Source organism: Homoserinibacter sp. YIM 151385, from assembly GCF_027912415.1.
Classification (GTDB): domain Bacteria; phylum Actinomycetota; class Actinomycetes; order Actinomycetales; family Microbacteriaceae; genus Schumannella.
This window is the reverse complement of sequence record NZ_CP115175.1, coordinates 2,669,424-2,695,260: the sequence shown is the minus strand read 5'-3', so window position 1 is coordinate 2,695,260 and position 25,837 is coordinate 2,669,424. Positions and strand designations below refer to the sequence as shown.

Annotated in this window: 25 protein-coding genes and 1 tRNA gene; 12 read left to right on the top strand and 14 right to left on the bottom strand. The window is 74.3% G+C overall.

What is annotated here, in order from left to right:
* Window positions 1–172: 172 nt before the first annotated feature.
* Window positions 173–245 (bottom strand) — tRNA-Lys (locus OF852_RS13035).
* 87 nt (window positions 246–332) lie between these two features.
* On the opposite strand from OF852_RS13035, the gene bcp reads away from it, so the two are divergent.
* Window positions 333–821, top strand: coding sequence for a thioredoxin-dependent thiol peroxidase (bcp, locus tag OF852_RS13030; protein WP_271119589.1), 489 nt, complete (start codon window positions 333–335; stop codon window positions 819–821).
* 10 nt (window positions 822–831) lie between these two features.
* On the opposite strand, the gene OF852_RS13025 is transcribed toward bcp, so the two are convergent.
* On the bottom strand, window positions 832–1,227 hold the full coding sequence (locus OF852_RS13025; protein WP_271119588.1) for a hypothetical protein: 396 nt from the start codon (window positions 1,225–1,227) through the stop codon (window positions 832–834).
* A gap of 215 nt (window positions 1,228–1,442) precedes the next feature.
* On the opposite strand from OF852_RS13025, the gene OF852_RS13020 reads away from it, so the two are divergent.
* A complete protein-coding gene (locus OF852_RS13020; RefSeq protein ID WP_271119587.1) occupies window positions 1,443–1,691 on the top strand; it encodes a WhiB family transcriptional regulator in 249 nt (82 codons plus the stop codon).
* 86 nt (window positions 1,692–1,777) lie between these two features.
* On the opposite strand, the gene OF852_RS13015 is transcribed toward OF852_RS13020, so the two are convergent.
* The 3 genes from OF852_RS13015 to OF852_RS13005 are packed head-to-tail and all read right to left on the bottom strand — an operon-like array spanning window position 1,778 to window position 5,184.
* Entirely contained in the window at window positions 1,778–3,271 is a 1,494-nt protein-coding gene (locus OF852_RS13015) for a sensor histidine kinase (protein WP_271119586.1), read from the bottom strand.
* 4 nt (window positions 3,272–3,275) lie between these two features.
* Window positions 3,276–4,562, bottom strand: a complete 1,287-nt coding sequence (locus OF852_RS13010; RefSeq protein ID WP_271119585.1) for a MinD/ParA family ATP-binding protein — start codon at window positions 4,560–4,562, stop codon at window positions 3,276–3,278.
* A complete protein-coding gene (locus tag OF852_RS13005; RefSeq protein WP_271119584.1) occupies window positions 4,555–5,184 on the bottom strand; it encodes an SAF domain-containing protein in 630 nt (209 codons plus the stop codon). The genes OF852_RS13010 and OF852_RS13005 overlap by 8 nt, the downstream gene beginning before the upstream one ends.
* Window positions 5,185–5,295: 111 nt before the next feature.
* Between OF852_RS13005 and OF852_RS13000 the strand changes: the two genes are divergently transcribed.
* On the top strand, window positions 5,296–5,583 hold the full coding sequence (locus OF852_RS13000) for a helix-turn-helix domain-containing protein (RefSeq protein ID WP_271119583.1): 288 nt from the start codon (window positions 5,296–5,298) through the stop codon (window positions 5,581–5,583).
* Between the two features lie 13 nt (window positions 5,584–5,596).
* On the opposite strand, the gene OF852_RS12995 is transcribed toward OF852_RS13000, so the two are convergent.
* Window positions 5,597–6,157, bottom strand: coding sequence for a hypothetical protein (locus OF852_RS12995; protein ID WP_271119582.1), 561 nt, complete (start codon window positions 6,155–6,157; stop codon window positions 5,597–5,599).
* 159 nt (window positions 6,158–6,316) lie between these two features.
* Here OF852_RS12995 and OF852_RS12990 point away from each other — a divergent pair, with 159 nt between their 5' ends.
* Complete coding sequence (locus tag OF852_RS12990) at window positions 6,317–6,715, top strand: Rv3235 family protein (RefSeq protein WP_271119581.1); 399 nt, start codon at window positions 6,317–6,319, stop codon at window positions 6,713–6,715.
* 211 nt (window positions 6,716–6,926) lie between these two features.
* On the opposite strand, the gene secA is transcribed toward OF852_RS12990, so the two are convergent.
* The 6 genes from secA to mtrA form a co-directional block, all read right to left on the bottom strand.
* A complete protein-coding gene (gene secA / locus OF852_RS12985; protein WP_271119580.1) occupies window positions 6,927–9,761 on the bottom strand; it encodes a preprotein translocase subunit SecA in 2,835 nt (944 codons plus the stop codon).
* 150 nt (window positions 9,762–9,911) lie between these two features.
* Entirely contained in the window at window positions 9,912–10,568 is a 657-nt protein-coding gene (hpf, locus tag OF852_RS12980; protein WP_271119579.1) for a ribosome hibernation-promoting factor, HPF/YfiA family, read from the bottom strand.
* A gap of 90 nt (window positions 10,569–10,658) precedes the next feature.
* Window positions 10,659–11,405, bottom strand: coding sequence for a ComF family protein (locus OF852_RS12975; protein WP_271119578.1), 747 nt, complete (start codon window positions 11,403–11,405; stop codon window positions 10,659–10,661).
* Window positions 11,406–11,499: 94 nt separating this feature from the next.
* Entirely contained in the window at window positions 11,500–13,179 is a 1,680-nt protein-coding gene (locus OF852_RS12970) for an LpqB family beta-propeller domain-containing protein (RefSeq protein ID WP_271119577.1), read from the bottom strand.
* Window positions 13,176–14,783, bottom strand: coding sequence for an MtrAB system histidine kinase MtrB (mtrB, locus tag OF852_RS12965; RefSeq protein ID WP_271119576.1), 1,608 nt, complete (start codon window positions 14,781–14,783; stop codon window positions 13,176–13,178). Before mtrB ends, OF852_RS12970 begins: the two co-directional genes overlap by 4 nt.
* 9 nt (window positions 14,784–14,792) lie before the next feature.
* Window positions 14,793–15,470, bottom strand: a complete 678-nt coding sequence (gene mtrA, locus OF852_RS12960; protein ID WP_271119575.1) for an MtrAB system response regulator MtrA — start codon at window positions 15,468–15,470, stop codon at window positions 14,793–14,795.
* 117 nt (window positions 15,471–15,587) lie between these two features.
* Between mtrA and OF852_RS12955 the strand changes: the two genes are divergently transcribed.
* The 7 genes from OF852_RS12955 (at window position 15,588) to OF852_RS12925 (ending at window position 23,175) form a co-directional block, all read left to right on the top strand.
* Window positions 15,588–16,817, top strand: coding sequence for a hypothetical protein (locus tag OF852_RS12955; RefSeq protein ID WP_271119574.1), 1,230 nt, complete (start codon window positions 15,588–15,590; stop codon window positions 16,815–16,817).
* Window positions 16,814–17,464 carry a DUF4129 domain-containing protein gene (locus OF852_RS12950; protein ID WP_271119573.1) on the top strand — a complete coding sequence of 217 codons (651 nt, stop codon included), beginning with the start codon at window positions 16,814–16,816 and terminating at the stop codon, window positions 17,462–17,464. The genes OF852_RS12955 and OF852_RS12950 overlap by 4 nt, the downstream gene beginning before the upstream one ends.
* A complete protein-coding gene (locus OF852_RS12945; RefSeq protein WP_271119572.1) occupies window positions 17,461–18,693 on the top strand; it encodes a DUF4350 domain-containing protein in 1,233 nt (410 codons plus the stop codon). The genes OF852_RS12950 and OF852_RS12945 overlap by 4 nt, the downstream gene beginning before the upstream one ends.
* The gene (locus OF852_RS12940) at window positions 18,690–19,649 is read left to right on the top strand and encodes an AAA family ATPase (protein WP_271119571.1); all 960 of its coding nucleotides are present in this window, start codon (window positions 18,690–18,692) and stop codon (window positions 19,647–19,649) included. The genes OF852_RS12945 and OF852_RS12940 overlap by 4 nt, the downstream gene beginning before the upstream one ends.
* 7 nt (window positions 19,650–19,656) lie before the next feature.
* Window positions 19,657–20,973, top strand: coding sequence for a DUF58 domain-containing protein (locus OF852_RS12935; protein ID WP_271119570.1), 1,317 nt, complete (start codon window positions 19,657–19,659; stop codon window positions 20,971–20,973).
* Between the two features lie 71 nt (window positions 20,974–21,044).
* A complete protein-coding gene (locus OF852_RS12930) occupies window positions 21,045–22,523 on the top strand; it encodes a sensor histidine kinase (RefSeq protein WP_271119569.1) in 1,479 nt (492 codons plus the stop codon).
* The gene (locus OF852_RS12925) at window positions 22,501–23,175 is read left to right on the top strand and encodes a response regulator transcription factor (RefSeq protein ID WP_271119568.1); all 675 of its coding nucleotides are present in this window, start codon (window positions 22,501–22,503) and stop codon (window positions 23,173–23,175) included. The genes OF852_RS12930 and OF852_RS12925 overlap by 23 nt, the downstream gene beginning before the upstream one ends.
* 81 nt (window positions 23,176–23,256) lie before the next feature.
* On the opposite strand, the gene OF852_RS12920 is transcribed toward OF852_RS12925, so the two are convergent.
* Window positions 23,257–23,817 (bottom strand): hypothetical protein, encoded by a 561-nt coding sequence (locus OF852_RS12920; RefSeq protein WP_271119567.1) that lies wholly within the window; start codon window positions 23,815–23,817, stop codon window positions 23,257–23,259.
* Window positions 23,818–23,949: 132 nt separating this feature from the next.
* Window positions 23,950–24,945, bottom strand: a complete 996-nt coding sequence (locus OF852_RS12915; protein ID WP_271119566.1) for a stage II sporulation protein M — start codon at window positions 24,943–24,945, stop codon at window positions 23,950–23,952.
* Between the two features lie 17 nt (window positions 24,946–24,962).
* Between OF852_RS12915 and OF852_RS12910 the strand changes: the two genes are divergently transcribed.
* Window positions 24,963–25,820: an RDD family protein gene (locus OF852_RS12910; RefSeq protein WP_271119565.1), complete on the top strand. Its 858-nt coding sequence runs from the start codon at window positions 24,963–24,965 to the stop codon at window positions 25,818–25,820.
* Window positions 25,821–25,837: the final 17 nt, after the last annotated feature.

Here is a 25,837-nt window from a genome sequence, read left to right as displayed (position 1 = left end):
TACAGCTACATTTGCCGATGCTAGCGGATGCCGCTGACGTGGCGGTGAGAGACGAGCGCCGGGCGCACAGACAGGCCTCGTCGAGACGAGGGCTCCGGGTCGACCGTTCCGGGTCGACCGCGCCGGGAACGAACAAAGCCCCGTTCCTGGCGAGAGGAGACGGGGCTTCGAGTACACCCCCCGGGACTTGAACCCGGAACCCACTGATTAAGAGTCAGTTGCTCTGCCAATTGAGCTAGAGGTGCGCGGCCGGATGAACCGGACCGAGGGACCACGATAGCACCTCCCGCGAGGTCCCCGCGACACGGTCCGGGACGCCTAGGCTCGACCGGGTGAGCACCGCATCGAGCCCCGCCCGCCTGCAGCCCGGCGACGCCGCCCCCGAGTTCGAGCTGCTCGACGCGGAGGGCCGGAAGGTCTCGCTCGCCTCGCTGCGCGGAAGCCGCGTCGTGCTCTACTTCTACCCCGAGGCGGCCACTCCCGCCTGCACGACGCAGGCCTGCGACTTCCGCGACAGCCTCGCCTCCCTCCGGGCCGAGGGCCTCGAGGTGGTGGGCGTCTCGCGCGATGAGCCCGCGAAGCTCGCGCGCTTCGCCGCCGAGGAGCGCATCCCCTTCACGCTGCTCAGCGACCCCGAGCGAGCCGTCCACGAGGCCTACGGCACCTGGGGCGAGAAGCAGCTCTACGGCAAGACGGTGACGGGCGTCATCCGCTCCACCTTCGTCATCGACGCCGAGGGCCGCATCGAGCACACCTTCTACAACACGCGCGCCACGGGGCACGTGTCGATGCTCCGCAAGCGGCTCGGCATCGCGGTCTGAGGGCCGCGAGTCAGCTCTCGCGACGGGAGGTCGCCCGCACGACGGGCGGCGAGAGCAGCAGGCCGAAGCCCGCGAGCGCGACGAGCAGCAGCGGCCACCCCCAGGCGGGCTGCGCGAAGAGGCCCTGGAGCGCGCCCAGGCCAACCGAGAACTGCAGCACCTGCCAGACGATCGCGGCGCCGCGGATCCACGCCCGGCCGCGCAGGGCGTGGACGATGATGACCACCAGCCAGACGGCGGCGAGCGCCGTCAGCACGGTGAGCGCGAGGGCGCTCGGGAGGGATGCCGGCCGGTCGACGAGGAGCTCGACGACGAGCACGATCGCGAGGCCCGCGACGAGCAGCGCCTCCGCGCAGAGGATCCCGATGAGGGCCCAGAACGGCGCTCCGCGCCCGACATCATTCACAGCTTTGCGCACTCCCGAATCTCTTGCCCCGCCGTAACAAGTATGAAACAGTTGGTGACGGTTGATGTGACGCCTACAGGGTCGTAGGCCATCCCGGATCCATCGGATTCCGGACAAGACCTCCCTTTCTTACTCGATTTCCTTTCGGGCGCGCGCGCAACCCGAACCTGCGGCGTGCTCTGGGATCGGGCGTCACCTGCAACAAAGGAGCACCCATGGACTGGCGCGACAACGCGGCCTGCCTCACCGCCGACCCCGAGCTGTTCTTCCCGATCGGCAACACCGGCCCCGCCGTCGACCAGATCGAGAAGGCCAAGTCGGTCTGCGCCTCCTGCTCCGTCACCGAGCTCTGCCTCCAGTACGCCCTCGAGACCAACCAGGACTCGGGCGTGTGGGGCGGCCTCAGCGAGGACGAGCGCCGCGCCCTCAAGCGCCGCGCCGCCCGCGCGCGCCGCGCCAGCTAGTCGGCCGCGCGCGCCGCGCCAGCTAGCCGGCCGAGCCGCGTCGGCCGAGCCGACGCGGGCACCGCCGCACACGAGCGCCCGCCCGCTCAGCTCCGCGTGAGCCAGAGCAGCGGCACCTCGATCGTGACCTCGGTGCCCTCCCCCTCGAGGGTGTGCCAGTCGATCGTGCCGCTCAGCTCGCCCTGGATGAGGGTGCGCACGATCTGCGTGCCGAGCCCCGCGCCGACCTTCCCCTCGGGGAGGCCCACGCCGTCGTCGACCACCTTGATGACGAGGCGCTCATCGCCGCGCTCCGCGCTGATCTCGACCGCGCCATCCCGACCGGCGAGCCCGTGCTCGACGGCGTTCGTGACGAGCTCCGTGAGCGCCAGCGCGAGCGGCGTCGCATACTCGCTCGGCAGCGAGCCGAAAGCGCCCGACTTGCGCGGCCGCACCGTCGTGTTGTGGCTCGACGCGACCTCCGCGATGAGCAGCAGCACCCGGTCGAAGACCTCGTCGAAGTCGACGCTCTGACTGAGCCCCTCCGAGAGGGTGTCGTGGACGAGCGCGATCGCGGAGACGCGGCGCATCGCCTGCGTGAGCGACTCCCGCGCGTCGTCGCTGTGCGTGCGGCGGGCCTGGATGCGGAGCAGCGACGCGACCGTCTGCAGGTTGTTCTTGACGCGGTGGTGGATCTCGCGGATCGTCGCGTCCTTGGTGATGAGCTCCTGCTCCTGGTGGCGCACCTCGGTGACATCCCGGGAGAGCACGATCGCGCCGACCCGCTCGCCCCGGTGACGGAGCGGGATGGTGCGCAGCGACACCGTGACGCCGCGCGCCTCGATGTCGGTCCGCCACGGGGCGCGGCCGGTGACGACGAGCGGCAGCGACTCGTCGACGATGAGTCGACCGCTGAGCAGCTCGGTCGTGACCTCGGCGAGCGACTCGCCCTCGAGCTCGCCGTCGAATCCCATGCGGTTGAAGGCCGAGAGGCCGTTCGGGCTCGCGAAGGTCACCGTGCCGTCGACGTCGAGGCGGATGAGGCCGTCGGAGGCGCGCGGCTGGCCGCGGCGCGGACCGGAGGGGGCGCCGAGATCGGGGAAGTCGCCGTTCGCGATCATCTCGAACAGATCGTTCGCGCACTGGTTGAAGGTGAGCTCCTGGCGGCTCGGCGTGCGGGCCTCGCTGAGGTTGCTGTGCCGGGTGATCACGGCGACGGGGATGCTGGTGGTCTCGGCGCCGCTCGGCGAGAGCCGGCGCAGCACGGGCACGGCGCGCACGCGCGTGGGGGTCTCCTCGTACCAGTCCGGCGCGGCGGTGTCGACGATGCGGGCCGTCTCGTAGGCCTCCGTCACCTGCTGCTTCCACTCGGGCTTGACGCGCTGCCCGACGAAGTCGCGGTAGAAGAGCGTCGCCGCCGACGAGGGCCTCGAGTGGGCGACGGCGATGAAGCTGCCGTCGTCGGTCGGCACCCAGAGGACGATGTCCGCGAAGGCGAGATCGGCGAGGAGCTGCCCGTCGCCCACGAGGAGGTGGAGCCACTCGACGTCCGCCTCGGTCGCGCGTTCCTGGGCGAGCACCAGATCGGAGAGGGTCGACACCCACTCAGGCTAGCCTGCGCAGCGAGCGGTCTCCGCCGAGCAGCCGCTCGGTCGCGTAGCGGCGGAGCGCGAGGCGCGCGGGCGAGCGCGGCGCGGCATCCACGAGGGTCGCCCCCTGGAGGACGGCGCCGTCGAGGGCCGGCCGATCCTCCGGGACGAGCACCGGATCCTCGATGCCGCCGAGCCGCGCGAACGTCTGCCGCAGCTGCCCGGCCGGGTTCAGGCCGATCGCGCTCGGCCGAACCCGGTTCACCAGGACGTCGACGGGCGGGATGCCGTCCAGCTCGTGGAGCTCGGCGTGCGCCCGCAGGAGACGGCCGACGCCGATCGGGTCGCCGGCCCCGACGAGGACGATGCGGTCCGCGGCGAGCAGCGCCGCGACGGCGGCGTCGTTGCGGCCGGGCGGCGCGAGCTCGCCGCCGAGCCCCTCGTCGCGATCCAGCGGCGCGCCCGTGTCGACGACCGAGACCTCCGCCCAGTCGCGCACCGCATCCAGCACGGCCTCGACGCGGCGAGCGCCGAGCTCGGGCCAGCGGCTCGCGCGGAGGAGCCCGGTGAGCACCCGCAGGCGCCCGTGCCTCGACGGCCGGACCGCGGCGACGCGCTCGAGCTCCTCCACGTCCAGCTCGCCCGATGCCGCGAGCCGGCACGCCGCCGCGAAGCCGGGGGCCTCGTCGCGGAGCCCCAGCGCCGGACCGACGGAGGCGGCGTGGGTGTCGGCGTCGACGACCGCGGCGGCGAGCCCCGCGGCGGCGGCCTCCGCGGCGAGCGCGATCGCGACCGTCGTGCGGCCCGGGGCGCCGTGCGGCCCCCAGACGGCGACGACGGCACCGCGTCGGGCCGGCGGCGCACCGTCTCCTGCCGCAGGCTCCGGGGCGGGATCCTCGCGCTCGGCGATCGCGATCGGCACGGCCCGCGTCTCGATCGCCGACGCCGCCGCCGGGCGCGTCCCGACGGCGGGCGGCACGGGGCCGCCGTCGACGGCCGCCCACTCGGCCGCGGGCACGAGCGCGTCGAGGAGGCCGAGGCGGCGCACCCGGCGCATCGAGGCGTCCCCCGCCCCGACGACGACGAGCCGCACCCCCGCCGAGTCGCACGCGGCGACGAGGCGCGCGCCCAGGTACTGCTCCTCGGCGCCGACCATCGCGATGCGCGCGCCGGAGGCCGCGATGCGCGAGGCGAGCTCCTCGGCCCCGGAGGCGCGCAGCACGACCCGGTGCCCGTGCCGCTCCGCCTCCTCCGCGAGCCGCACCTCGTCGGCGAGCGGGAGCGCGAGCGCCACCTCAGCCACGGGACGACTCCAGCGGCACGCCGAGCGGCACGGGCGAGACCGGCCGCTCCTCGGCGACGGCGTCGAGCACGGCCGGCAGATCCTCCCGATCGAGCAGCACCTCGACCGCGGCCGCCCCCTCGTCGCCGACGAGGCCGCGGCGCTCCACGAGGCGCACCACGACGGCCTCCCCCGCGATCACCGCGGTCTCGCCCTCGCCGGCGGACGCCGCCGCCGCCCAGAGCTCCACCTCGACGCCCGGACGGACGCCCGACCCGAGCTCGCCGGGCGAGGGCACCACGACCGGCACGCGCCCGGAGCCGTCGGCCGCGGCGAGCGCGGCGCTCGGGATCAGCTCCCCCTGGCCGATCGGCCGGACGGCGACCGCGCCCTCGGGGATGCGGGCGCCGGCCGCCAGATACCGCGCCTCCGCCCCGTCCAGGGCGACGCGGCGGATGGTGAGCGCGTCGCGATCCAGCGTCTCGCCCGGGCCGATGGCATCGCGCGCGGCGAAGACCTCGACGGTGCGGTCGGCCGCCGCCAGCACGCCCACGACGCCGGCGATCGAGGCGAGCACCAGGCCGGCGCCGATGAGGAGCCGGGGGTCGACAAGTCGGCGCGGACGTGGACGGGGCTCGGGCATCGGGGGCTCCTCGGGATCGGGTGACGCCTATCGTGGCGAACCGGCGCGCAGGCCGACGGGACTTATCCACAGGAGGCTCCGGCGGGATCGGTCGCGAGCAGAATGGTGGACATGAACGGCATCGGACGCCAGGACCGCGCGCTCGCGCGCTTCCTGACGCTCCTCGATGTCGCCGAGATCCTCCGCATCTCCGTCGTCGAGGCCTCCGCGCTCGTGCGCGCGGGCGAGATCCCCGCCATCCAGGTCGGCACGCGGGCCCACTGGCGCGTCGAGCGCGACCACCTCGAGGCCTACATCGAGGCGCGCTACGAGGAGGCGCGTCTCGCGGGTCGCTGGAACGAGCTCGCCGAGCGGGCCGACGACATCGTCGACATCTTCGCCGGTCGGCGCCGCGGCTGATCGGCTCGGCGCCTCAGTAGCGCACGCAGACCAGCGTCGCGAGCGCGACCAGCCGGGTCCGGCGCACCGCGGCATCCCGACGCGGCTCGTCGAGCTCGTGCTCGGCGAGGTCGAGATGGTCGCGGGCGACCCGGTCGATCGTGCCGCGGAGCCGCGAGCGGTCGGTGAGGAGCTCGACGGGGGCACGGCGGCGGGTGAGGTCGCGCAGCGCGACCGCGATCCCGAGACGGCGCTCGAGCCCGCTCGCGGCGGGCGCGGCGGCGGGCTCGAGCGCGGACGCCTCGGCGACGAGCCCCACGACCGCCGGCACGGGGACGAGCGCGGATTCGAGGGCGCCGTGCGCAGCGCGGCCCGCGATCCAGTCGCGACCGACCGACTCGAGACGGAGCCGGAGGGCGCCGCCGTCGCGCAGCTGCAGCTCGACCTCGGCCCCGAGGAGGCCGGTCAGCCGTTCCGCCAGCTCGAGCCGCGCGAACCGGAGCCGCTCCTCCTCGGCCGCGAGCGCGGCCTCCTCGCGGGCGAGCCCGTGGGCGAACTCGCCCTCGAGGTCGTCGAAGACCGGCTCCCAGCGCATCCCGGCACGGTATCGGAGCGCGGGGCCGGGCGACGCCGGTTCTCCCCAGCCTGGAGGACGACTCGACAATCCCGGGGCACTCGTGTTGAATGCTTCGGCTTGCCGAAAAGGCGTGCACGAAAGTGCTCGGGAGAGCACCCGAACGGACGGAACACCGAGTTGCCGCTTCAACTCGTCGTAGAGGACTACTTCTCAGCCCAGCCGACCGCCACGGAGGCGCTGCCGGATCCGGCGCCCCTCCTCGAGAACCTCGCGAGATGCGTCATCGAGATCCTCGCCGGCGCCCGCGAGCTCGAGCAGATCTCGCGCTGGGTCTCCGACGAGGTCTACCGGCACCTGCTCAAGCGCGTCGTGATCTCCTCCCGCGCGCGGCAGGCCCGCGGTCAGCGCGCCAGCCGCCCCGCCTTCGCGGTCGGGAGCATGCAGGCGTGCGTGCCGCGCTCCGGCATCGTCGAGGCGGCGATCGTCGTGCACGGCCGGGCTCGCACGCGGGTCGTCGCGATCCGCCTCGAGGGCCTCGACGGCCGCTGGCGCGCGACCGCGCTGCACGTGCTGTAATCGCGCGCAGGCTCGAGGGTCTCGCGACGCATCCGACTCAGCCGGACGCGCCTCGATCGGCGGGATGAGCGGACGACCGGCTCAGGCGGCCGAGCCCGGCGGCCAGCGCCGCAGACCGACGTCTCAGCCGATCCTGGGGACGGCGCGCGACGCTCGAGGCGCGTCCGACTCCGCCGGCGCGCCTCGGGGGGCCGGCCGCGAGAGGGGACGGCTACTTGCGCTTGTCGGCCGCGCGGCGCTGGGCGCGGTTCTGCGGCGGCGCCGCCGCGTCCGTGCGCTGGCCGAAGGCGCCGCGGGCCGCGGGCTGCCCGCCCTGCGCCACCTGCGGGCTCGACTCCTCGAAGGCGGGGCTCTGGGCGGCGTCGCGCTCCGCCGCGGCCTGCTGGGCCTTCGCGGTCGCCGCGCGCTCGATCTGGCCGCGCTGGTTGCGGACCTCGACCTCGCCCGAGCCGTCGGCGCTCGGCGCCGAGTAGCTCAAGCCCTGCTGCTGCGGCACGCTGTCGCCCTGCAGTCCCTTGGCGGCGACGCGGGCCGAGCCCTCGCCGCCCGTGACCTCGACCTCGAGGTTGAAGAGGAATCCGACCGTCTCCTCGCGGATCGAGCCCATCATCTGCTGGAAGAGGGAGAAGCCCTCGCGCTGGTACTCGACGAGCGGATCGCGCTGCGCCATCGCCCGCAGTCCGATGCCGTCCTTGAGGTAGTCCATCTCGTAGAGGTGGTCGCGCCAGCGCCGGTCGATGACGCTGAGGACGACACGGCGCTCGAGCTCGCGCATCGCGGGCTCGCCGAGCGACTCCTCGCGCTTCGTGTACGCGATGCGGGCGTCGGAGAGGATCTCCTCCTTGAGCTGCTTGAGCGTGAGCCGACCGCGCGAGCCGACCTCGTTCACGAGCTCGTCGATCGTCAGCGAGATCGGGTAGAGGGTGCGAAGCTCCGTCCAGAGGGCGTCGAGGTCCCAGTCCTCGCTCTGCCCCTCGGCCGTGTGCTGCTCGATGACCTCGGTGATGACATCCGACAGGAAGCGCTGCGTGCGCTCGTGGAGGTCGTCGCCCTCGAGGATGTGGCGGCGGTCGGAGTAGATCGCCTCGCGCTGGCGGTTGAGGACGTCGTCGTACTTGAGGACGTTCTTGCGGATCTCGGCGTTGCGCGCCTCGACCTGGCCCTGCGCGGAGCGGATCGCCCGGCTCACGACCTTCGCCTCGATCGCCATGTCGTCGGGCACGTTGCCGCGACCCATCAGCGACTCGGCGGCACCCGTGTTGAACAGGCGCATCAGGTCGTCGCGGAGCGACAGGTAGAAGCGGCTCTCGCCGGGGTCGCCCTGACGCCCGGAGCGGCCGCGCAGCTGATTGTCGATGCGGCGCGACTCGTGGCGCTCTGTGCCGAGCACGTACAGGCCGCCGGCCTCGACGACCTTCTCGGCCTCCGCGCCGACCTCGGTCTTGACCCGCTCGAAGACCTCGGGCCACGCGGACTCGTACTCCTCCGGCGTGTCGACCGGGCTGAGTCCCTTCGCGTTCATCTCGGCGACCGCGAGGAACTCGGCGTTGCCGCCGAGCATGATGTCGGTGCCGCGACCGGCCATGTTCGTCGCGACGGTGACGGCGCCGAGGCGACCCGCCTGCGCGACTATCGCCGCCTCCCGCGAGTGGTTCTTCGCGTTGAGGACCTCGTGCTTGACGCCCTTCTTCGCGAGGAGGCGCGAGAGGTACTCGCTCTTCTCGACGCTCGTCGTGCCGACGAGGACGGGCTGGCCGTCGGCGTGCCGGCCGGCGATGTCCTCGACGACCTGCGCGAACTTCGCCTCCTCGTTCTTGTAGACGAGGTCGGGCTGGTCCTTGCGCTGCATGGGCCGGTTGGTCGGGATGGGGACGACGCCGAGCTTGTAGGTCGACATGAACTCGGCGGCCTCGGTCTCGGCGGTTCCGGTCATGCCGGCGAGCTTCGAGTAGAGGCGGAAGTAGTTCTGCAGGGTGATCGTGGCGAGGGTCTGGTTCTCGGCCTTGACCTGCACCTTCTCCTTCGCCTCGATGGCCTGGTGGATGCCCTCGTTGTAGCGGCGCCCCACGAGGATGCGGCCGGTGTGCTCGTCGACGATGAGGACCTCGCCGTTCATCACGACGTAGTCCTTGTCGCGCTTGAACAGGGCCTTCGCCTTGATGGAGTTGTTGAGGAAGGAGATGAGCGGGGTGTTCGCCGACTCGTAGAGGTTGTCGATGCCGAGGTAGTCCTCGACCTTCTCGATGCCGGGCTCGAGCACGCCGACGGTGCGCTTCTTCTCGTCGACCTCGTAGTCCTGCCCCTCCACGAGCCGCTTGGCGACGTTCGCGAACTCGCCGAACCAGCGGTTCGCCTCGCCCGAGGCGGGGCCGGAGATGATGAGCGGCGTGCGGGCCTCGTCGATGAGGATCGAGTCGACCTCGTCGACGATCGCGTAGGCGTGCCCGCGCTGCACCATGTCGCTCGCCTGCCACGCCATGTTATCGCGGAGGTAGTCGAAGCCGAACTCGTTGTTGGTGCCGTAGGTGATGTCGGCGGCGTACTCCTCGCGGCGCTGGGCCGGCGTCTGGCCGGAGAGGATGCAGCCGGTCGTCATGCCGAGGGCGCGGAAGACGCGGCCCATGAGCTCGGACTGGTAGCTCGCGAGGTAGTCGTTGACGGTGATGATGTGGACGCCGCGGGCGGGGATCGCGTTGAGGTAGGCGGCCGTCGTCGCGACGAGGGTCTTGCCCTCGCCCGTCTTCATCTCGGCGATGTTGCCGAGGTGCAGGGCCGCGCCGCCCATGAGCTGCACGTCGTAGGGGCGCATGCCGAGCGTGCGCTTCGCCGCCTCGCGGATGGCGGCGAAGGCCTCGGGGAGCAGGTCGTCGAGGGACTCGCCGCTGCCGTAGCGCTCGCGCAGCTGCTCGGTCTCGTCGCGCAGCTCGTCGTCGGTGAGCTCGGCGAAGCTGTCCTCGAGCTGGTTGACGGCCTCCGCGTAGTTCTTGAGGCGGCGGAGGATGCGCCCCTCGCCGACTCGCAGGACCTTCTCGAGCACGTTCGCCACGACTGGACTCCAAGCTGTTCTGGACGGTTCCCGGGCACGGCGGCGTGCGCCGTGACCAGAGCGTTACCCTACCGTGCCCCGGGCCGGAATGACTGGGAGCCGGCACCCCCGTTGTGGGCGGGGATGCCGGCTCCCGGAGCGGGCGCGCGGCTAGCGGCGCGCGGCGAGCTCGTCGGCGGTCTCCTCGAGGCCGATCACGCCGTAGTCCCATCCCTTGCGCCGGTAGACGACGCTCGGCCGGTCCGTCTCGGCGTCGATGAACAGGAAGAAGTCGTGCCCGACCAGCTCCATGTGATCGACCGCGTCCGTCTGCGTCATCCGCGTCGACGGGAACACCTTGTGGCGGATGACGACGGGGCTCCAGTCCTCCTCCGACTCGCCGGTCACCGGCACCGAGCCGGTCGCGACCTGGTCGATGAGGTCGGCGCTCGCCGGCGTGATGTCGGTGACGCTGAAGCCGTCGGCGCTCGCCTCGCGGAGCGAGGTCGGCCGATGCTGCCCGCGGTGGACCTTGCGGCGATCCTTCGCCTGGCGGATCCGCTCGATCAGCTTGTCGATCGCGAGGTCGAAGGCGGCGTACTTGTCGCCGGCTCCCGCCTCCGCGCGGACGATGGGCCCCGGCCCGATCAGCGTGAGCTCCACGCGGTCGTCGCCCGCGTTCCCGTGCGTCTCGTGATGGCGGCAGACCTTGATCTCGAGGGCGATCGACTTCGGCGCCAGGTGTTCGACCTTCTCGGCCTTCTCCGTCGCGTAGTCCTCGAATCGATCCGGGATGCCGACCCCCCGGCCGGTGATCGTGATGTCCACAGCTGACCTCCTGACTCCGGCGTGCCGCCCGGGTCCAGGCGGTTTCCCTCCACGCCGTTTCGCTCACCGTACGCGTCGTGCACCGGGTTGTCACGAGGAATCTCCTCCACGTTCACGCAGAGCTCCCGCACCCGCCGGGGTGGCTGCGAGCACCGCCGCGCCGAGCACCTCGCCGCCCGCCGCACGGACCGCGCGGGCCGCCTCCTCGAGGCTCGCGCCAGTCGTCGCGACGTCGTCCACGAGGAGGATGCGGAGGCCGTGGAGGGGGCGGCGGGCACGCAGCGCCCCGGCGCGCGAGGCGAGGCGGCCGGCGCGATCGAGCCGCTTCTGCTCGGGCCCGTCGCGCGCGCCGCGGGCGTGGCGCAGGAGCGGCGTCGCGCGGATTCGCGCCGCCGCGAGGAGCTGCCGGACGGGCTCGACCCCGCGCCGACGGCGTCCGCGACGCGAGGACGGGACGGGGCAGACGAGGACCGGCGGGGCGACGCCCGCGAGAGCCGCCGCGATCGCGCGGTCGAGCGCCGGGGCGAGCGCGGACGCGAGCTCCGCCCGCCCCTCCTCCTTGACGGCGACGAGGATGCGGCGGGCCGGACCCGCGTAGACGAGCCCCGCCGAGACCGGCAGCCCGCCGGCGAGCGGCGGGACCCGCGGCGGCGGCGCGGCGAGCGCGGCCCGGCAGGCCGCGCAGACGGCGCGGTCCGGGTGACCGCAGCCGGCGCAGGCCACCGGCAGCACGACGGCGAGCGCATCGAGCAGCGCCTCGCGCAGCGCCTCCCGTCGCACCCCGCCGGTCACGGTGCCGCGCGGAGCGGCCGGGTCGGGAGCGCGGCGGGCGGGCATGCGGGGAGACTGCCGCATCCCACCGCTCCGGCGCGCCCGACCACCCGCCGATGTGGACGATCCGCCGGATGCCGCCCTGTCGAGGAGGGGCGCGCTACTGCTGGACGCCGAGCACCCGCACGCCGCGCTCCACGGCCCGCCAGCCGCCCGCGCCCGAGGGCTGGAGCACGCGGTCCCCCTCGAGGAGGCGGATGCCGGTCGAGCCGCCCTCGCCCGCGGCGATCGCGCCCGCCGCGGTCTCCTCGCCGAAGCCGCTCGTGAAGCCGCCCAGCTGGGTGATCCGCACGTGGGCGCCGCCCGCATCCTGCGTCAGCGAGGCGACGGAGTCGCCCGACACCCAGGCCGCGTCGACGATCGCCGCGGACTCGGTCGCGACCGTGACCGCCTCGCCGATCTCGACGGGGACGAGGTCCGCGTCGCGGATGATCGCGGCGGCAAGGAGCACCGAGCTGTCGGCGCCGCGGACGGCGGCGAGCAGGCGGCTGCCGTCGCGCGAGACCCGCAGGGCGGTGAGCACGCCGCGATCGGGCAGGCCGGAGTCGAGCTCGACGACGGCGCCCGAGCCGTCGACGAGGCGCAGCGTGCGGTCGCCGGTGCGCGAGGCCGACCAGAGCCAGCCGTGCGGGTCGATCGACGGCGCGACGAGGTCGGGGCGCTCGTCGACGGGAGCCGCCTCGCCGTCGCGGACGAGCGAGACGCCCGCCTCGGTGCGGATCGCCGCCGAGGCGCGATCCCGGGAGAGCACGACCGCATCCGGCTCGAGCTCCTCGACCACGGCGCTCACCCCCGCGATCCGCCGGAGCCCGTCGTCGCCGGCGAAGCCGAAGCCGTCCTCCCCCAGCACGAGCGGATCGGCCTCCGCGCGCGGCTCCGCCTCGAGCGGCTCGCCCGCCGCGACGTCGATCGGGAGGTCGCGGACGACGAGCTCGACGCCGCTCACGGTGCCGAGCGCACCGAGCGTCTCGCGGAGCTGCGAGAGCATCCGCGAGCGCCCCGCCTGCCCCGCCTCGAGGGCCTCCGGCGAGAGCTCGACGCGCGCGACCCCGTCCTCGATCTGCACGGGCGAGGCGAGGCGGGTGCCCTCCGGGAAGCTCGTCGTGACGGCGCCCTCGAGCCACGCGCTCGGACCCTGGATGAGGGATCTGGCCATCCGGGTGCCGGAGGTCGCGAGACGCGGGTACCAGCGCACATCCGGCACGAGGAAGGCGGCGCTCGGGTCGACGAAGTAGAGCGGGTAGGGCTCGAAGAGGGTGCGGAAGGTGCCGGCCGAGACGACCGTGCCGTCGGGGGCGCCCGAGATCCGCCACTCGCCGTCGACCTCCTCGAACTCGAACTCGAGATCCTGCACGCCGCCGCCGCGGGACGAGCGGTAGACGCCCGCCGCGTCGACCACGGCATCCACCTGGACGCCGAGCTCGAGCCGCTCGGCGCCGAGTCGGACGACCGGCTCGCGGCGGGAGCTCACGAGCACGCTCTCGGTCGGGTTCCAGTCGGTCGCGAACTCGGGGGCGAGGAACTGCTTCGCCACCTGGTACCCGTCCTGCGGGCCGAGGCCCGCCGTCACGAAGCCCTGGAGGATCTCCTCCTGCGTCGCACCCGCCTGCGGCCCGCGCGGGAGGAAGGTGACCTGCTCCTCGGCCTGATCCTCCTCGATCGGGACCGAGAGGACCTCGCCCGAGGTCGGGATCATGACGCAGCCCGCGAGGAGCGCGGCCGCCGAGAGCGCCGCGAGGGCCCCCGCGAGCCGGGCCCGCATCCGCCGTCGTCCGATCACGGCTCCACCTCCTGCACGAAGTCGCTCCCGTCGTCCGGCGGCAGCGTGAGGGGCGAGCCGTGGACCTCGGCGCCGCGGTGGCGCGGGAGGGTCAGGAGGAAGCAGCTGCCCTCCCCCGGAGCCGACCACACCTCGAGCCGGCCGCCGTGCACGGTCGCGTCCTCGAGCGAGATCGCGAGGCCGAGGCCCGTGCCGCCCGTGCGGCGCTGCCGCGAGGGGTCGGCGCGCCAGAAGCGGTCGAAGACCCGCCGCGTCTCCTCCTCCGTCATGCCGACCCCGTAGTCCCGCACCGCGATCGCGACGGCCTGCTCGTCGCTGTCGACGTGCACCGCGATCGGCCGGCCCTCGCCGTGGTCGATCGCGTTGCCGAGGAGGTTGCGGAGGACGCGGCGGATGCGGCGCGCGTCGACCTCGGCCTCGAAGTAGCCGCCCGGGGCGACCAGCCGGAGGTCGGAGCCGCGCTCGTCGGCGAGCGGGCGCACCTGCTCGATCGCATCCTCCGCGAGGCGCACGAGGCTCGTCGGCTCGGACTCCAGCTCGACGGCGCCCGCGTCGTAGCGGCTCATCTCGAGGAGGTCGGCGAGCAGGAGCTCGAAGCGCTCCGTCTGGGTGTGCAGCAGCTCGGCGGTGCGCGCGGTCGTCGGCGGGAAGGTCTCGCGCTGGTCGTAGAGCACGTCGCCCGCGAGCCGGATCGTCGTGAGCGGCGTGCGGAGCTCGTGCGAGACGTCGCTCACGAAGCGCTGCTGCACGTGCGAGAGGTCGGCGAGCTGGCGGATCTGCTGCTGGAGGCTGTCGGCCATCCGGTTGAAGGAGCGCGCGAGCACCGCGAGGACGTCCTCGCCGCGCTCCGGCAGGCGCTCCTCGAGCATGCCCGCCGCGAGCTTCTCGCTCGTCTCGGCCGCGATCCGCACGGGTCCGACGACGAGGCGGACCACGACGTAGGCGACGAGCGCGATGAGCGCCACGAGCGCGAGTCCGCCGAGGAGGATCGTCTGCTGCACGAAGCCGAGGGTCGCCTGCACGTCGGCGAGCGAGAAGAGGAGGTAGAGCTGGTAGCGGCCCGCCCCCTGGACCTCGAGCATGGAGCCCGCGATGAGGCCGGGGGAGGTCGAGTCGCCGGAGCGGATCTCGACGGGCTGGGCGTAGACCGCGCCGCCGTCGCTCGCGAGCACGGCGGCCTGGAGCTCGGCGCCCACGAGGACCTCACGGTCGAACTCGCCGACGCGGACGTCCTGGAAGGGCGAGGCGCCGTCCTGATCCGGTGCGCGGAGGATCGCGAAAGCCTCGCTCGGGCTCGAGGTGGAGCGCTGGATGACGTCGCGCACGTTCGCGGAGACGAGGTCGAAGTCCTGCTGGTCGGCCGACTCCGCGGCGTTCGTGAACTCGGCCTGCGCGTTGACGGTGGCGCGGCTCGCGGAGGCGACGACCTGCTCCCGGCGCGAGTCGAACAGGTTGGAGCGCACGCTCGTGGAGATGAAGCCGCCGATGACGGTCACCGCGATCGTCGAGAGGACGACCGTCAGCGCGACCGTGCGCAGCTGCAGCGAGGACAGCCAGAGGTGGCGGAGCCGGTCGAGCCACGCCCGCAGGTCGAGGCGGGGCACGGGAGCCCGCTAGGCGCCGCCGGCGCGGTAGCCGACGCCGCGCACGGTCGTCACGATGCGCGGGTTGTCGGGGTCGTGCTCGACCTTCGCGCGGAGCCGCTGCACGTGGACGTTCACGAGGCGGGTGTCGGCCTTGTAGTGGTAGCCCCAGACCTGCTCGAGGAGCATCTCGCGCGTGAAGACCTGCTGCGGCTTCGCGGCGAGTGCGAGGAGGAGCTGGAACTCGAGCGGGGTGAGCGCGATCCGCTGCTCGCCGCGGCGGACCTCGTGACCCGCGACGTCGATCCGCAGGTCGCCGACCGCGAGGACCTCGCTCGTCTCGGGGAGGCTGGGGCGCAGCCGCGCGCGGACGCGGGCGACGAGCTCCTTCGGGTTGAAGGGCTTCACGACGTAGTCGTCGGCGCCGGACTCGAGGCCGCGCACGACATCCGCCGTGTCGCCCTTGGCGGTGAGCATGATGATGGGCACGCCGCTCTCGGCGCGGATCTCGGCGCAGATCTCGATGCCGTCCTTGCCCGGGAGCATGACGTCGAGGAGCACGAGACCCGGGCGGGTGGTGCGGAACGCCTCCGTCGCCGCGCCGCCGTCGGCGCAGAAGTGGGGCTCGTAGCCCTCCGCGCGCAGGACGATGCCGATCATCTCCGCGAGCGCGGTGTCGTCGTCGACCACCAGGATGCGGGCGTTCATGTCGTGGCGGTCTCCTGCGTCTTCGCCCCCTCGAGCGGGGTGCCGGGTGCAGGACAAGCATAGGCGAGTGTGGTTCGATACTTGAGAGTTCCACCGCCCAGCACGGAGAGGATGCCGGTGAGCGACGACCGCCAGTGGCACGCACCCGGATCGCCGACCCCGCCGTCCGCCGCGCCCGCGCCGCCCCCGCCCGCGCCGGGGACGGCGCTGCCGCCCCAGCCCGGCTCCGGCCCCCGGCCCGGCACGCCCGGCGCCGCCGTCCCCGCCTGGACGCCGCCGCCCAAGCCCGGCCTCGTGCCGCTGCGGCCCATGACGCTCGGCACCGTGCTCTCGGGCTCTTTCGCGGTGCTCCGTCGCAACCCCGGCCCGACCCTCGGCTTCTCGCTCCTCCTCACAGCTGCCATGACGGTGGTCGTCGGCGCCCTCATCGGGCTCGTCACCTTCTGGGTGATCGATCGCGCGATCTCCGCGGGATCGAGCGAGGACGCCGACCAGATCGCCCTCGGCGGCGTCGCGCTCATCGCGGTCGCCGGCCTCGTCTCGATGCCGATCTCGCTCATCGTGACGGCCCTCGTGCAGGGCGTCGTCTCGCTCGAGGTCGCGAGCGGCACCCTCGGCGAGCGGCTCCGGCTCGCCGGGCTCTGGCGCCGCATCCGCGGCCGGGTCGGCGCGCTCATCGGCTGGACCCTGCTCATCTCGGGCGCCGCGATCGTCGCGCTCGTCCTCATCGGCGTCATCGTCGCGCTGCCCGCCATCTTCGGCGGCGGCATCGGGGCGGTCGTGACCGCATTCCTCGTCGCGGGCGTCATCGCCCTGCTGCTGGTCTCGGGCGTCTGGCTGGGGACCCGGCTCTCGATGGTGCCGAGCTCGATCGTCGTCGAGCGGCTGCCGCTCCGGCGGGCCGTCGCCCGCTCCTGGACGCTCACGCAGGGCTACTTCTGGCGCACCTTCGGCATCATCCTCCTCGTCGCGGCGATCTACTCGGTCGCCTCGCAGGTCATCTCGGCCCCCGTGAGCCTGCTCGGCGGCATGGCCGGCGGCCTCCTCGGCTCGACCGAGGATCCGACGACGCTCATCGTCCTGTTCATCGTCATCTACGCCGTCACGATCATCCTCTCCGTGCTCGTCAGCGCGGTCGGCATCGTCGTGCAGTCCGCGACCGCGGCGCTGCTCTACCTCGACCTCCGCATGCGCAAGGAGGGCCTCGACCTCGAGCTGATCCGCGTCGTCGAGGAGCGCCAGGCCGGGCGTCCGGTCGCGGATCCCTACGCGGCCCGCGAGGACGGCCCGCTCCCGGCGGACCCGGCCGCGCAGCCCGTCCAGCCGTCCGGGTCGCCGTGGGCGTGATCCCCCGCGAGGTGCCGCTCGATCCCGACGCCGAGGAGGCGCGCCGCCTCGTGCTCGAGGAGCTCTCGAAGCAGGAGTACCGCGAGGCGCGGCCCACCTGGTTCGACCAGCTGATCTCGGGGATCGCCGACTGGCTCGGCGACCTCATCCAGGTGCCCGGCGGCGACGGGAGCGGCCTCGTCGCGGGCCTCGTCCTGCTCGCCGTCGTGGTGGTCATCGGCGTGATCGCCTTCCTCGTCTTCGGGGTGCCCCGCCTCAACCGCCGCAGCCGCGCCGCGGGCGCGCTGTTCGGCGAGGACGACGAGCGGACGGCGGCCCAGCTGCGGCGGGCGGCGGCGGATGCGGCCGCGGCGGGCGACTGGCCGCTCGCCGTCATGGAGCAGTTCCGGGCTCTCGCCCGCGGGCTCGCGGAGCGCACCGTCGTGAGCGCGGCGCCGGGCCTCACGGCGCACGGCTTCGCGCGGGCGGCGGGGGCCGAGCTGCCCGAGCACGCGGCCGGGCTCGAGCGCGCGGCGGGCGACTTCGACGGCGTCCGCTATCTCGACCGGGGCGCCGACCGCGACGACTTCGAGCGCCTCAGGGCGCTCGACGAGGCCGTCGGGCGCGCGCGGCCCCGCCACGCCCAGCGGGTGGAGGCGGGGGCATGACCGCGACGACGGCGCGGCCCGCGGAGGAGGCCGGCGCCGCCGGATCGATCTCCACCCCGACGCTGCGCGGCGTCCTGCGGCGGTCCCGCATCTGGATCGTCGTCGCGATCGCCCTCGTCGTCGTCGCCGTGATCGGCTTCCTCGGGCAGCGCACCAGCTCCTCCGGCCGGCTCCTCGACCCCGAGGACCCCTCCCCGACGGGCTCCCGCGCGCTCGTGCAGGTGCTCGGCCAGGAGGGCGTCGACGTCCGCCTCGCGTCCACGATCGAGGAAGCCGAGTCGGGTGCCGCGGATCCCCGCTCGACGACCCTGCTGTTCTCGGATCCCGATGTGCTCGCCGACACGGCGCGCATCGACCGGATGCTGCGGCTCGCCGACCGCGTCGTCCTGGTCGACCCGGACGCCGTCCAGCTCGCCGAGTCCGTGCCCGTCGTCGCGCACGCGGGCCGCACCGAGGGCGTCGCCACGGCATCCTGCTCGCTGCCCGCCGCCGGGCGCGCCGACTCGATCGAGGCCGACGGCGCCGTCTACGAGGTCATCGACGAGGGCGCGGATGCCGAGTCCTGCTTCCCCGGCGAGGAGGGCGGCTTCCACGTCGTCGCGGTCGACCGCGGCGACGCGGTCGTCACCGTCGTCGGCTCGACCGGGGTCTTCCAGAACGACGGCATCGAGCGCGAGGGCAACGCCGCCCTCGCCCTCGGCCTGCTCGGCGCGACCGAGCGCCTCGTCGTCTACCAGCCGGACTTCGCCGACCTCGACGAGGCCCTCGCGCCGACCACCGGCGAGCTCCTGCCGGACTGGGTGCTCGGCCTCCAGCTCCTCGGCCTCCTCGTCGCGCTCGCCGCCGCGATCTGGAAGGGCCGCCGCCTCGGCCCGCTCGTCGTCGAGCGGATGCCGGTGCAGGTGCGCGCGAGCGAGACGATGGAGGGCCGCGCCCGCCTCTACGCGCGCTCCGGCGCACGCACGCACGCCCTCGACGCGATCCGCGTCGGCACCGTCACCCGCATGGCGCGCGCGCTCGGCCTCCCCCGCACGGCGCAGGTGCACGAGGTCGCCGCCGCGGCCGCCGCCGCGACCGGGCGGCCGCTCGCCGAGCTCGCCGGCATCCTCGTCGAGCACGAGCCGCGGGACGACGCCGAGCTCGTCCGCCTCTCCGACGCCCTCCTCGACCTCGAGCGGCAGACCGCCGTCGCGACCCGCCCCACGACACCCGGGAGAATGCATCCATGACCTCAGACGAGAGCCTCCGCGAGTCCTTCGCCGCCGTCCGCACCGAGGTCGGGAAGGCCGTCGTCGGGCAGGAGGGCGCCATCTCGGGGATGCTGATCGCGCTCCTCGCGAACGGCCACGTCCTCCTCGAGGGCGTCCCCGGCGTCGCGAAGACGCTGCTCGTGCGCAGCCTCAGCCAGGCGCTGAGCCTCGAGACGCGCCGCGTGCAGTTCACGCCGGACCTGATGCCGGGCGACATCACGGGCTCGCTCGTCTACGACGCGAAGTCGGGCGAGTTCGAGTTCCGCGAGGGCCCCGTGTTCACGAACATCCTCCTCGCCGACGAGATCAACCGGACGCCCCCGAAGACGCAGTCGGCGCTGCTCGAGGCGATGGAGGAGCGCCAGGTCTCCGCCGACGGCGTGACGCGACCGCTCCCGGCGCCCTTCATGGTCGCGGCGACCCAGAACCCCGTCGAGTACGAGGGCACCTACACGCTGCCCGAGGCGCAGCTCGACCGCTTCCTCCTCAAGCTCGTGCTCGACCTCCCGCCCCGCGAGGTCGAGGTCGAGGTGCTGCAGCGCCACGCGCGCGGATTCGACCCCCGCGATCTCCGCTCGGCCGGCGTCGCGCCCGTGCTCGACGCCGCGCAGCTGCACGCCGCGCGCGCCGCCGTCGCGACCGTCGGCATCAGCCCCGACGTCATCGGCTACGCCGTCGACCTCGCGCGCGCCACCCGCCAGAGCCCGAGCGTCAAGCTCGGCGTGAGCCCCCGCGGCACGACCGCCCTCCTCGCCGCCTCGCGCGCCTGGGCGTGGCTCACCGGATCCACGGGCGTCACCCCCGACCACATCCAGACGATGGCCCTGCCGGTCCTCCGCCACCGCCTCCAGCTGCGGCCCGAGGCGGAGCTCGAGGGGGTCGGCGCGGACGCGATCCTGCGCTCGATCCTGCAGCAGGTCCAGGTCCCGATCTGAGCCGCCCGTGACCGTCACCGGCTGGTTCGTCGGCCTCCTCGCCCTCGGCGCGATCCCGATCCTCGTGATCGGGCAGCCGAGCGCGCTCGGCTGGTGGCTGCTCGCGATGCTCGTCGTGCTCGTCGTCGACCTGCTCCTCGCCGGCTCGCCCCGCGCGCTCCGCTTCGAGCGTCAGACGCCCGCGCGCATGCGGCTGGGCGAGCAGGCGACGGCGACCCTGCTCGTCACGAACACGGGGCGCCGCACCGTGCGCGGCGTCCTCCGCGACGCCTGGCAGCCCTCCGCGGGCGCGGCCGCCAACCGGCACGGCGTCTCGGTGCCGCCCGGCGAGCGGCGCGCCGTGCAGACGGCGCTCGCCCCGTTCCGGCGCGGCGAGCGCCGCGCCGAGCACGTGACGGTCCGTGCCGCGGGGCCGCTGCGGATGGCCGCACGCCAGGCGACGCACGTCGTCCCGGGCGCGGTCCGCGTCCTCCCGCCCTTCCACTCGCGCCGGCACCTGCCCTCGCGCCTCGCGCGGCTGCGCGAGCTCGACGGGCGCACGAGCGTCATGATCCGCGGTCAGGGCACGGAGTTCGACAGTCTGCGCGAGTACGTGCGCGGCGACGACGTGCGCTCGATCGACTGGCGCGCGACCGCCCGACGGCGCGACCCGCTGCAGCCGGATGCCGCCAAGCTCGTCGTGCGGACCTGGCGCCCCGAGCGCGACCGCCGCGTCGTCATCGTCGTCGACTCCGGCCGCACCTCCGCCGCCCGCATCGCCGACGAGCCGCGCCTCGACACCGGCTTCGAGGCCTCCCTCCTCCTCGCCGCCCTCGCGAGCCGCGCGGGCGACCGGATCGACCTCGTCATCTGGGATCGCGTGGTGCGCGGGCGCGTGCAGGGCGCGACCGGCGCCGAGCTGCTCTCGCGCATGGTCGACCAGATGGCGGTCGTCGAGCCGAGCCTCATCGAGCCGGACTGGAGCGCCGTGCCGGGGCTCGTGCGGCAGGTCAGCGCGCAGCGCTCGCTCGTCGTCGTGCTCACCGCGATCGACTCGCCGGGCGCCAGTCGCGGGCTGCTCGCGATGCTGCCGCAGCTGACCCGCCGGCACACGGTCGTCGTCGCGGCGGTCGCCGACCCGGACGTGCAGGAGACGGCCGCGCAGCGCGGACGGCGGAGCGAGGTGTACCGGGCCGCCGCCGCGGAGCGCGCGCTGCTCGACGCGGAGCGGGTGGCGCAGGCGATCCGGCAGCTCGGCGCCGACGTCGTGCGGGCGGCGCCGCAGGACCTGCCGCCCGCGCTCGCCGACCACTACCTCGCGCTCAAGGCGGCGGGGCGGCTGTAGCCGTCCCGCGGATGAGAGGTTTCTCAGCGGCGGCGGGCACGGCGCCCGCACGGGACTGGGATGATCGGGGGATGCTCCGGCGGATGATGCGGCTCGCGCGCTCCGCCCGCGTGCGCATCCTCGCCGCGATCCTCGCGGTCGCCGCCCTCGGCCTCGCGGTCGCCGGCACCGCCACCTGGCTCGGCCAGCGCGAGCGCGTCCTCGCCGACATCGACGTCCGCCTCGCGGCCGCCGCCGAGGGCCTCCAGTCCATCGCCGACGGCCGCCAGGACGAGGAGCCGCCCGCGAGTGTCGAGGCCTTCCTCGAGCGCGCCATGCAGCGCGTCCTCCCGGCCCGCAACGAGAGCACGATCGGCCTCGTCGACGGCGAGCCGAGCCTCGTGCCCTCCTCGGGGATCCGGTTCCGGCTCGACGAGGACCCCGACTTCATCGCGCGGGTCGTCGCCGAGACGGAGGGCAGCGGCCAGGTGGTCCGCGGGACGGCCGCGACCGCGATGGGCACGCTGCGCTACGCCGCGATCCCCGTCGAGATCGGCTCGGACGAGGCGCGCGGCCTGTACGTCACCGCCTACGACCTGGACGCGGAGCTCGGCGAAATCACGCAGTCCTTCCAGCTCTACAGCATCTACGCGACGGGCGCGCTCGTCATCATCGCGCTGGTCGGCTGGTTCGTCGCGGGGCGGCTGCTCCGGCCGACCCGGCGCCTCCAGGCGACCGCCGCCCGCATCAGCGACACCGACCTCACCGAGCGCATCGAGGTCGACGGCAGCGACGACCTCTCGGAGCTGGCGCGCACCGTCAACGCCATGCTCGACCGGCTGGAGGCCTCCTTCCGGGCCCAGCGCCGCCTCCTCGACGACGTCGGGCACGAGCTCCGCACCCCGCTCACGATCGTGCGCGGGCACCTCGAGCTGCTCGAGCGGCAGCCGGGCCGCGACCTGGATGCGACCCGACGGCTCGCGCTCGACGAGGTCGACCGGATGAGCGAGCTCGTGCAGGACATCGCCCTCATCGCCCGCTCGAGCGACCCCGACTTCCTGCGCCGCGAGCCGGTCGACCTCGACGCCTTCGCCGCCGAGGTCGCCGAGAAGGCCGCCGCGCTCTCGGACCGCCACCGCTGGACCTCGGGCTCCTCCGTCCCGGGCGCCGCGCTCCTCGACCGGCGCCGGATCACGCAGGCCTGGCTGCAGCTCGCCGAGAACGCCGCCAAGTACTCCCCCGACGGCACCCGCATCCACCTGGAGGCGGTGCCCGTCGGCGGGGCGCTGCGGCTCTCCGTCGCCGACGAGGGGCCGGGGATCCCGGAGGCCGCGCTCGAGCGGGTCTTCGAGCGCTTCGCCCGCGTCGACGAGGGCCGCGGCGCGGAGGGCTCGGGGCTGGGGCTCTCGATCGTGCAGGCCATCGCCGTCGCCCACGGCGGGCACGCGAGCGCCGAGCGCCGACCGGGCGGCGGCACGCGCGTGCTCATCACGGTGCCGCGCGTGAGCCCGGAGGAGGCCGCCACCGGGCGGCGGAAGGAGGATCGGGATGCCGCACATCCTGCTCGCTGAGGACGAGCCGCGGATCACGAGCTTCGTGGCGAGCGGGCTCGAGGCCGCCGGCTGCACGGTCGAGATCGCCGCGACCGGGCCCGCCGCACTCGAGGCGGCCGGCTCGGGCCGCGCCGACCTCATGGTGCTCGACATCGGCCTCCCCGCCCTCGACGGGTTCGAGGTGCTGCGCCGGCTCCGTGCCCGGGGCAGCGCGCTCCCGGTCATCATCCTCACGGCGCGCGACTCCGCGGAGGACACCGTGGCCGGCTTCGAGGAGGGCGCCAACGACTACATGCCGAAGCCCTTCCGCTTCGACGAGCTGCTCGTGCGCATCCGCGCGCGCCTCGGCGACTCGCGCATCGCCTCCTCGCCGGCCTCCCTCGTGGTCGACGACCTCGAGCTCGACTACCGCGCCCGCCGCCTCGTCGTGGCGGGACGCCTCGTCGACCTCTCGGCGCGGGAGTTCGCGCTCGCCGAGCAGTTCCTCCGCAACCCCGACCAGGTGCTGAGCCGCGAGCAGCTGCTGAGCCGCGTCTGGGCGCTCGACTTCGACCCCGCCTCCAACGTCGTCGAGGTGTACGTGCGCTACCTGCGCCGGAAGATCGGGAGCGAGCGGATCGCGACGGTGCGCGGGATGGGATACCGCCTGGTCACGCCGGCGCCGGGCTGAGCCGCCGCCGACATGGCGACGGCGTCGCTCCGGACCCCCGGGTCTCGGAGCCGACGCCGTCGCGTGGGCCGGGGCCGGCCGCTATCCGCCGTACCCTCCGCCGGATCCTCCGCGGTCCCCACCGCCGCCGCGGTGGTCGCCACCGCGGCCGGAGTCGCCGCCCCGGTCTCCCCGACGGTCGCCGCGGTCCCAGCCGCCGCGCCCGCCGTGGTCCTCGTCGCCGCGATCGCGGCGGTCGCCCGTGTGGCCGTCGCGGCACTTCCCGACGCGCTTGCCGTCGCGCTCGCCGTCGCCGTCGCGGTCGCCGCGTCGCTCGCCCGACCCGACGTGCCGAGGCTTCTCCGGCACGACCTCGGTGACGTCGTCGGCCGCGCCGTCGCCGGAGCCCGCCGCCGGGTCCCCGGACTCGCCCGCCACGGGCTCATCGGCGCTCGGCGCGGACTCCTCGACCACGGGCGACGCCGTCGCGGGAGCCTCGGCGGCGGAGCCCGCCGCCGCCGTGCTGACGCCCGCGACCGCGAGCGTCTCCGCGGGCCGCTCCTCGACGGCGAGGGCGTTCGCGACGGAGACGAGGCCGCCCGCGAGCACGAGCGCGGTGAGCGTCGCGCCGCCTGCGAGGGCGAGGGTCTTCGTGCGCTGCATGATGCGGCCTCCCGTGCGCGGGGCCGTCCGGCATCCCGTCGCGTGCCAAGTCTGTCGCGCCCACATGAGACGGCGCGCGTCCGAGGATGAGAAAGGTCTCATCCCGACGGCCTCGCCTCGCGGGGCGCCGGCTCAGTCGGCGGCGATCCGGCGCGCGCCGGACTCGAACTCCTCGAGGTCGCCCGTCTGCCCGGCCCGGTGCGCGCGGCGCCCGAGGACCCACTGGTAGAGCAGCACGACGGCGAGCGCGAGGGTGCCGATCCCGATGCGGACCGGATGCGGCCAGTCCTGGCGGGTCACGGCGCCCTCGATGATCCCCGAGATCCCGAGCATGATGATGAGCCCGATGACGAGCGTGAAGAAGGCGCGGCCGTCCTCCGCGAGCGCCTGCGCGCGGGTGCGGGCGCCCGGGGACACCCACGACCAGAAGATCATGAGGCCGGTCGCGCCCGCCACGAAGATCGAGTACAGCTCGAGCTGGCCGTGCGGGAGGATGCCGGCGAAGAAGTCCGGCAGGCGGTCGTAGGAGGCCATGACGCCGCCCGCGCCGCCGACGCCGACCGCGTTCTGCCAGAGCACGACGGGCACCCAGATGCCCGTGATCCCGAAGGCGACGCACTGGGCCGCGATCCACGCGTTGTTCGTCCAGACCTGGGCGCCGAAGACGAGCTCGGAGCTCTCCTCGTAGTAGCCGAGGAAGTCCTCCTCCGCGTACTGACGCAGCTGCTCGTCCGAGCCGAAGGTCGCGAGCACCCGCGGATCGCTCGCGACCCACATCCCGTAGAGGGTCGCGACGACGACGAAGGCGAGCGTGACCGCGAGGCTCGTCCAGCGGATGCGGTAGAGCGCGGCCGGGAGCTGGAGGGCGAGGAACTCGGTCACCCGCTGGAAGACGTTCGTGCCGGTGCCCGTGAAGCGCAGGCGCGCCCGCGAGAGCGCGAGCGAGAGGCGGTCGCCGCGCACCGACTCCCCGACGGTCGTCTTCATGGCCGCGAGCTGCGCCGCACCCGACTGGTAGCCCTCGATGAGCTCGTCGGCCTCGCGGCCGTCGAGGTCGCGCCGCTCCGAGAGCCGGGCGAGACGGGACCACTCCGCGTCGTGGGCGGCGGCGTAGGCGTCGAGGTCCATCTGCTTAGATGATACGCATGCCCGGCCCTCTCGCCGCCGATTCCGAGCTCTACGCCGACTGGGACGACGAGCTGCTCACGGGCGAGGCCGTCGCCCTCGATCTCCGCCCCGCCGGCTTCGTGCTGCGCGCCGCCGGCACCATCATCGACTTCCTCGTCTACGCGGGCGGCGGGATCGGGCTCATCGCCTCCATGACGGCCCTCCTCGTGCAGATCGAGGCCGACGAGGCGATCGCCGGCATCGCCGGCATCGTCGTGCTCGTGCTCGCGCTCGTCGTCGCGCCGACGGTCGTCGAGACGGCCTCGCGCGGCAAGTCCCTCGGCCGACTCGCCCTCGGCACGCGCATCGTGCGCGACGACGGCGGCGCGATCGGCTTCCGGCACGCGCTCATCCGGGCGCTGAGCGGCATCCTCGAGCTGTTCTTCACGATGGGCGGGCTCGCGGCGATCGTCGGCCTCCTCGGCCGCCGCACGAAGCGGCTCGGCGACCTCATGGCCGGCACCTACAGCCAGTACGAGCGCGTCGCGGGCGTGCCGCCGCAGGTGTTCGGGATGCCGACCCCGCTCGAGACGTGGGCGCAGACGGCGGACGTGGCCCGGCTCCCCGCCCGGCTGAGCCGGCGCATCGCGCAGTTCCTCGCGCAGGCCCCGCGCATGGCGCCGGGCACGCGCGCGGCACTCGCCCGGGAGCTCGCGGCGGAGGCGGCGGTCTTCGTCTCGCCGATCCCGGCCGTCGAGCCCGAGCTGCTGCTCGCCGGGATCGCGGTGCTCCGCCGCGAGCGCGAGGCGGCGGCCCTCGAGCTCGAGCGCCGGGGCCTCGAGCGCCTGGAGCCCGCGCTGCGCGGCCTGCCGCACGGCTTCCCCGACCGCGGCTGAGCCGCGGCGGCGGACGT

Excerpts from the sequence above, each read along its gene's own strand:
- OF852_RS13000 (WP_271119583.1), top strand. The coding sequence starts at position 5,296 with ATGAACGGCATCGGACGCCAGGACCGCGCGCTCGCGCGCTTCCTGACG.
- OF852_RS12975 (WP_271119578.1), bottom strand. The coding sequence starts at position 11,405 with ATGCCCGCCCGCCGCGCTCCCGACCCGGCCGCTCCGCGCGGCACCGTG.
- OF852_RS12925 (WP_271119568.1), top strand. The coding sequence starts at position 22,501 with ATGCCGCACATCCTGCTCGCTGAGGACGAGCCGCGGATCACGAGCTTC.
- OF852_RS12940 (WP_271119571.1), top strand. The coding sequence starts at position 18,690 with ATGACCTCAGACGAGAGCCTCCGCGAGTCCTTCGCCGCCGTCCGCACC.
- OF852_RS12920 (WP_271119567.1), bottom strand. The coding sequence starts at position 23,817 with ATGCAGCGCACGAAGACCCTCGCCCTCGCAGGCGGCGCGACGCTCACC.
- OF852_RS12945 (WP_271119572.1), top strand. The coding sequence starts at position 17,461 with ATGACCGCGACGACGGCGCGGCCCGCGGAGGAGGCCGGCGCCGCCGGA.
- OF852_RS12910 (WP_271119565.1), top strand. The coding sequence starts at position 24,963 with ATGCCCGGCCCTCTCGCCGCCGATTCCGAGCTCTACGCCGACTGGGAC.
- OF852_RS12915 (WP_271119566.1), bottom strand. The coding sequence starts at position 24,945 with ATGGACCTCGACGCCTACGCCGCCGCCCACGACGCGGAGTGGTCCCGT.
- OF852_RS12930 (WP_271119569.1), top strand. The coding sequence starts at position 21,045 with ATGCTCCGGCGGATGATGCGGCTCGCGCGCTCCGCCCGCGTGCGCATC.
- OF852_RS13020 (WP_271119587.1), top strand. The coding sequence starts at position 1,443 with ATGGACTGGCGCGACAACGCGGCCTGCCTCACCGCCGACCCCGAGCTG.
- mtrA (WP_271119575.1), bottom strand. The coding sequence starts at position 15,470 with ATGAACGCCCGCATCCTGGTGGTCGACGACGACACCGCGCTCGCGGAG.
- OF852_RS13005 (WP_271119584.1), bottom strand. The coding sequence starts at position 5,184 with ATGCCCGAGCCCCGTCCACGTCCGCGCCGACTTGTCGACCCCCGGCTC.
- OF852_RS12995 (WP_271119582.1), bottom strand. The coding sequence starts at position 6,157 with ATGCGCTGGGAGCCGGTCTTCGACGACCTCGAGGGCGAGTTCGCCCAC.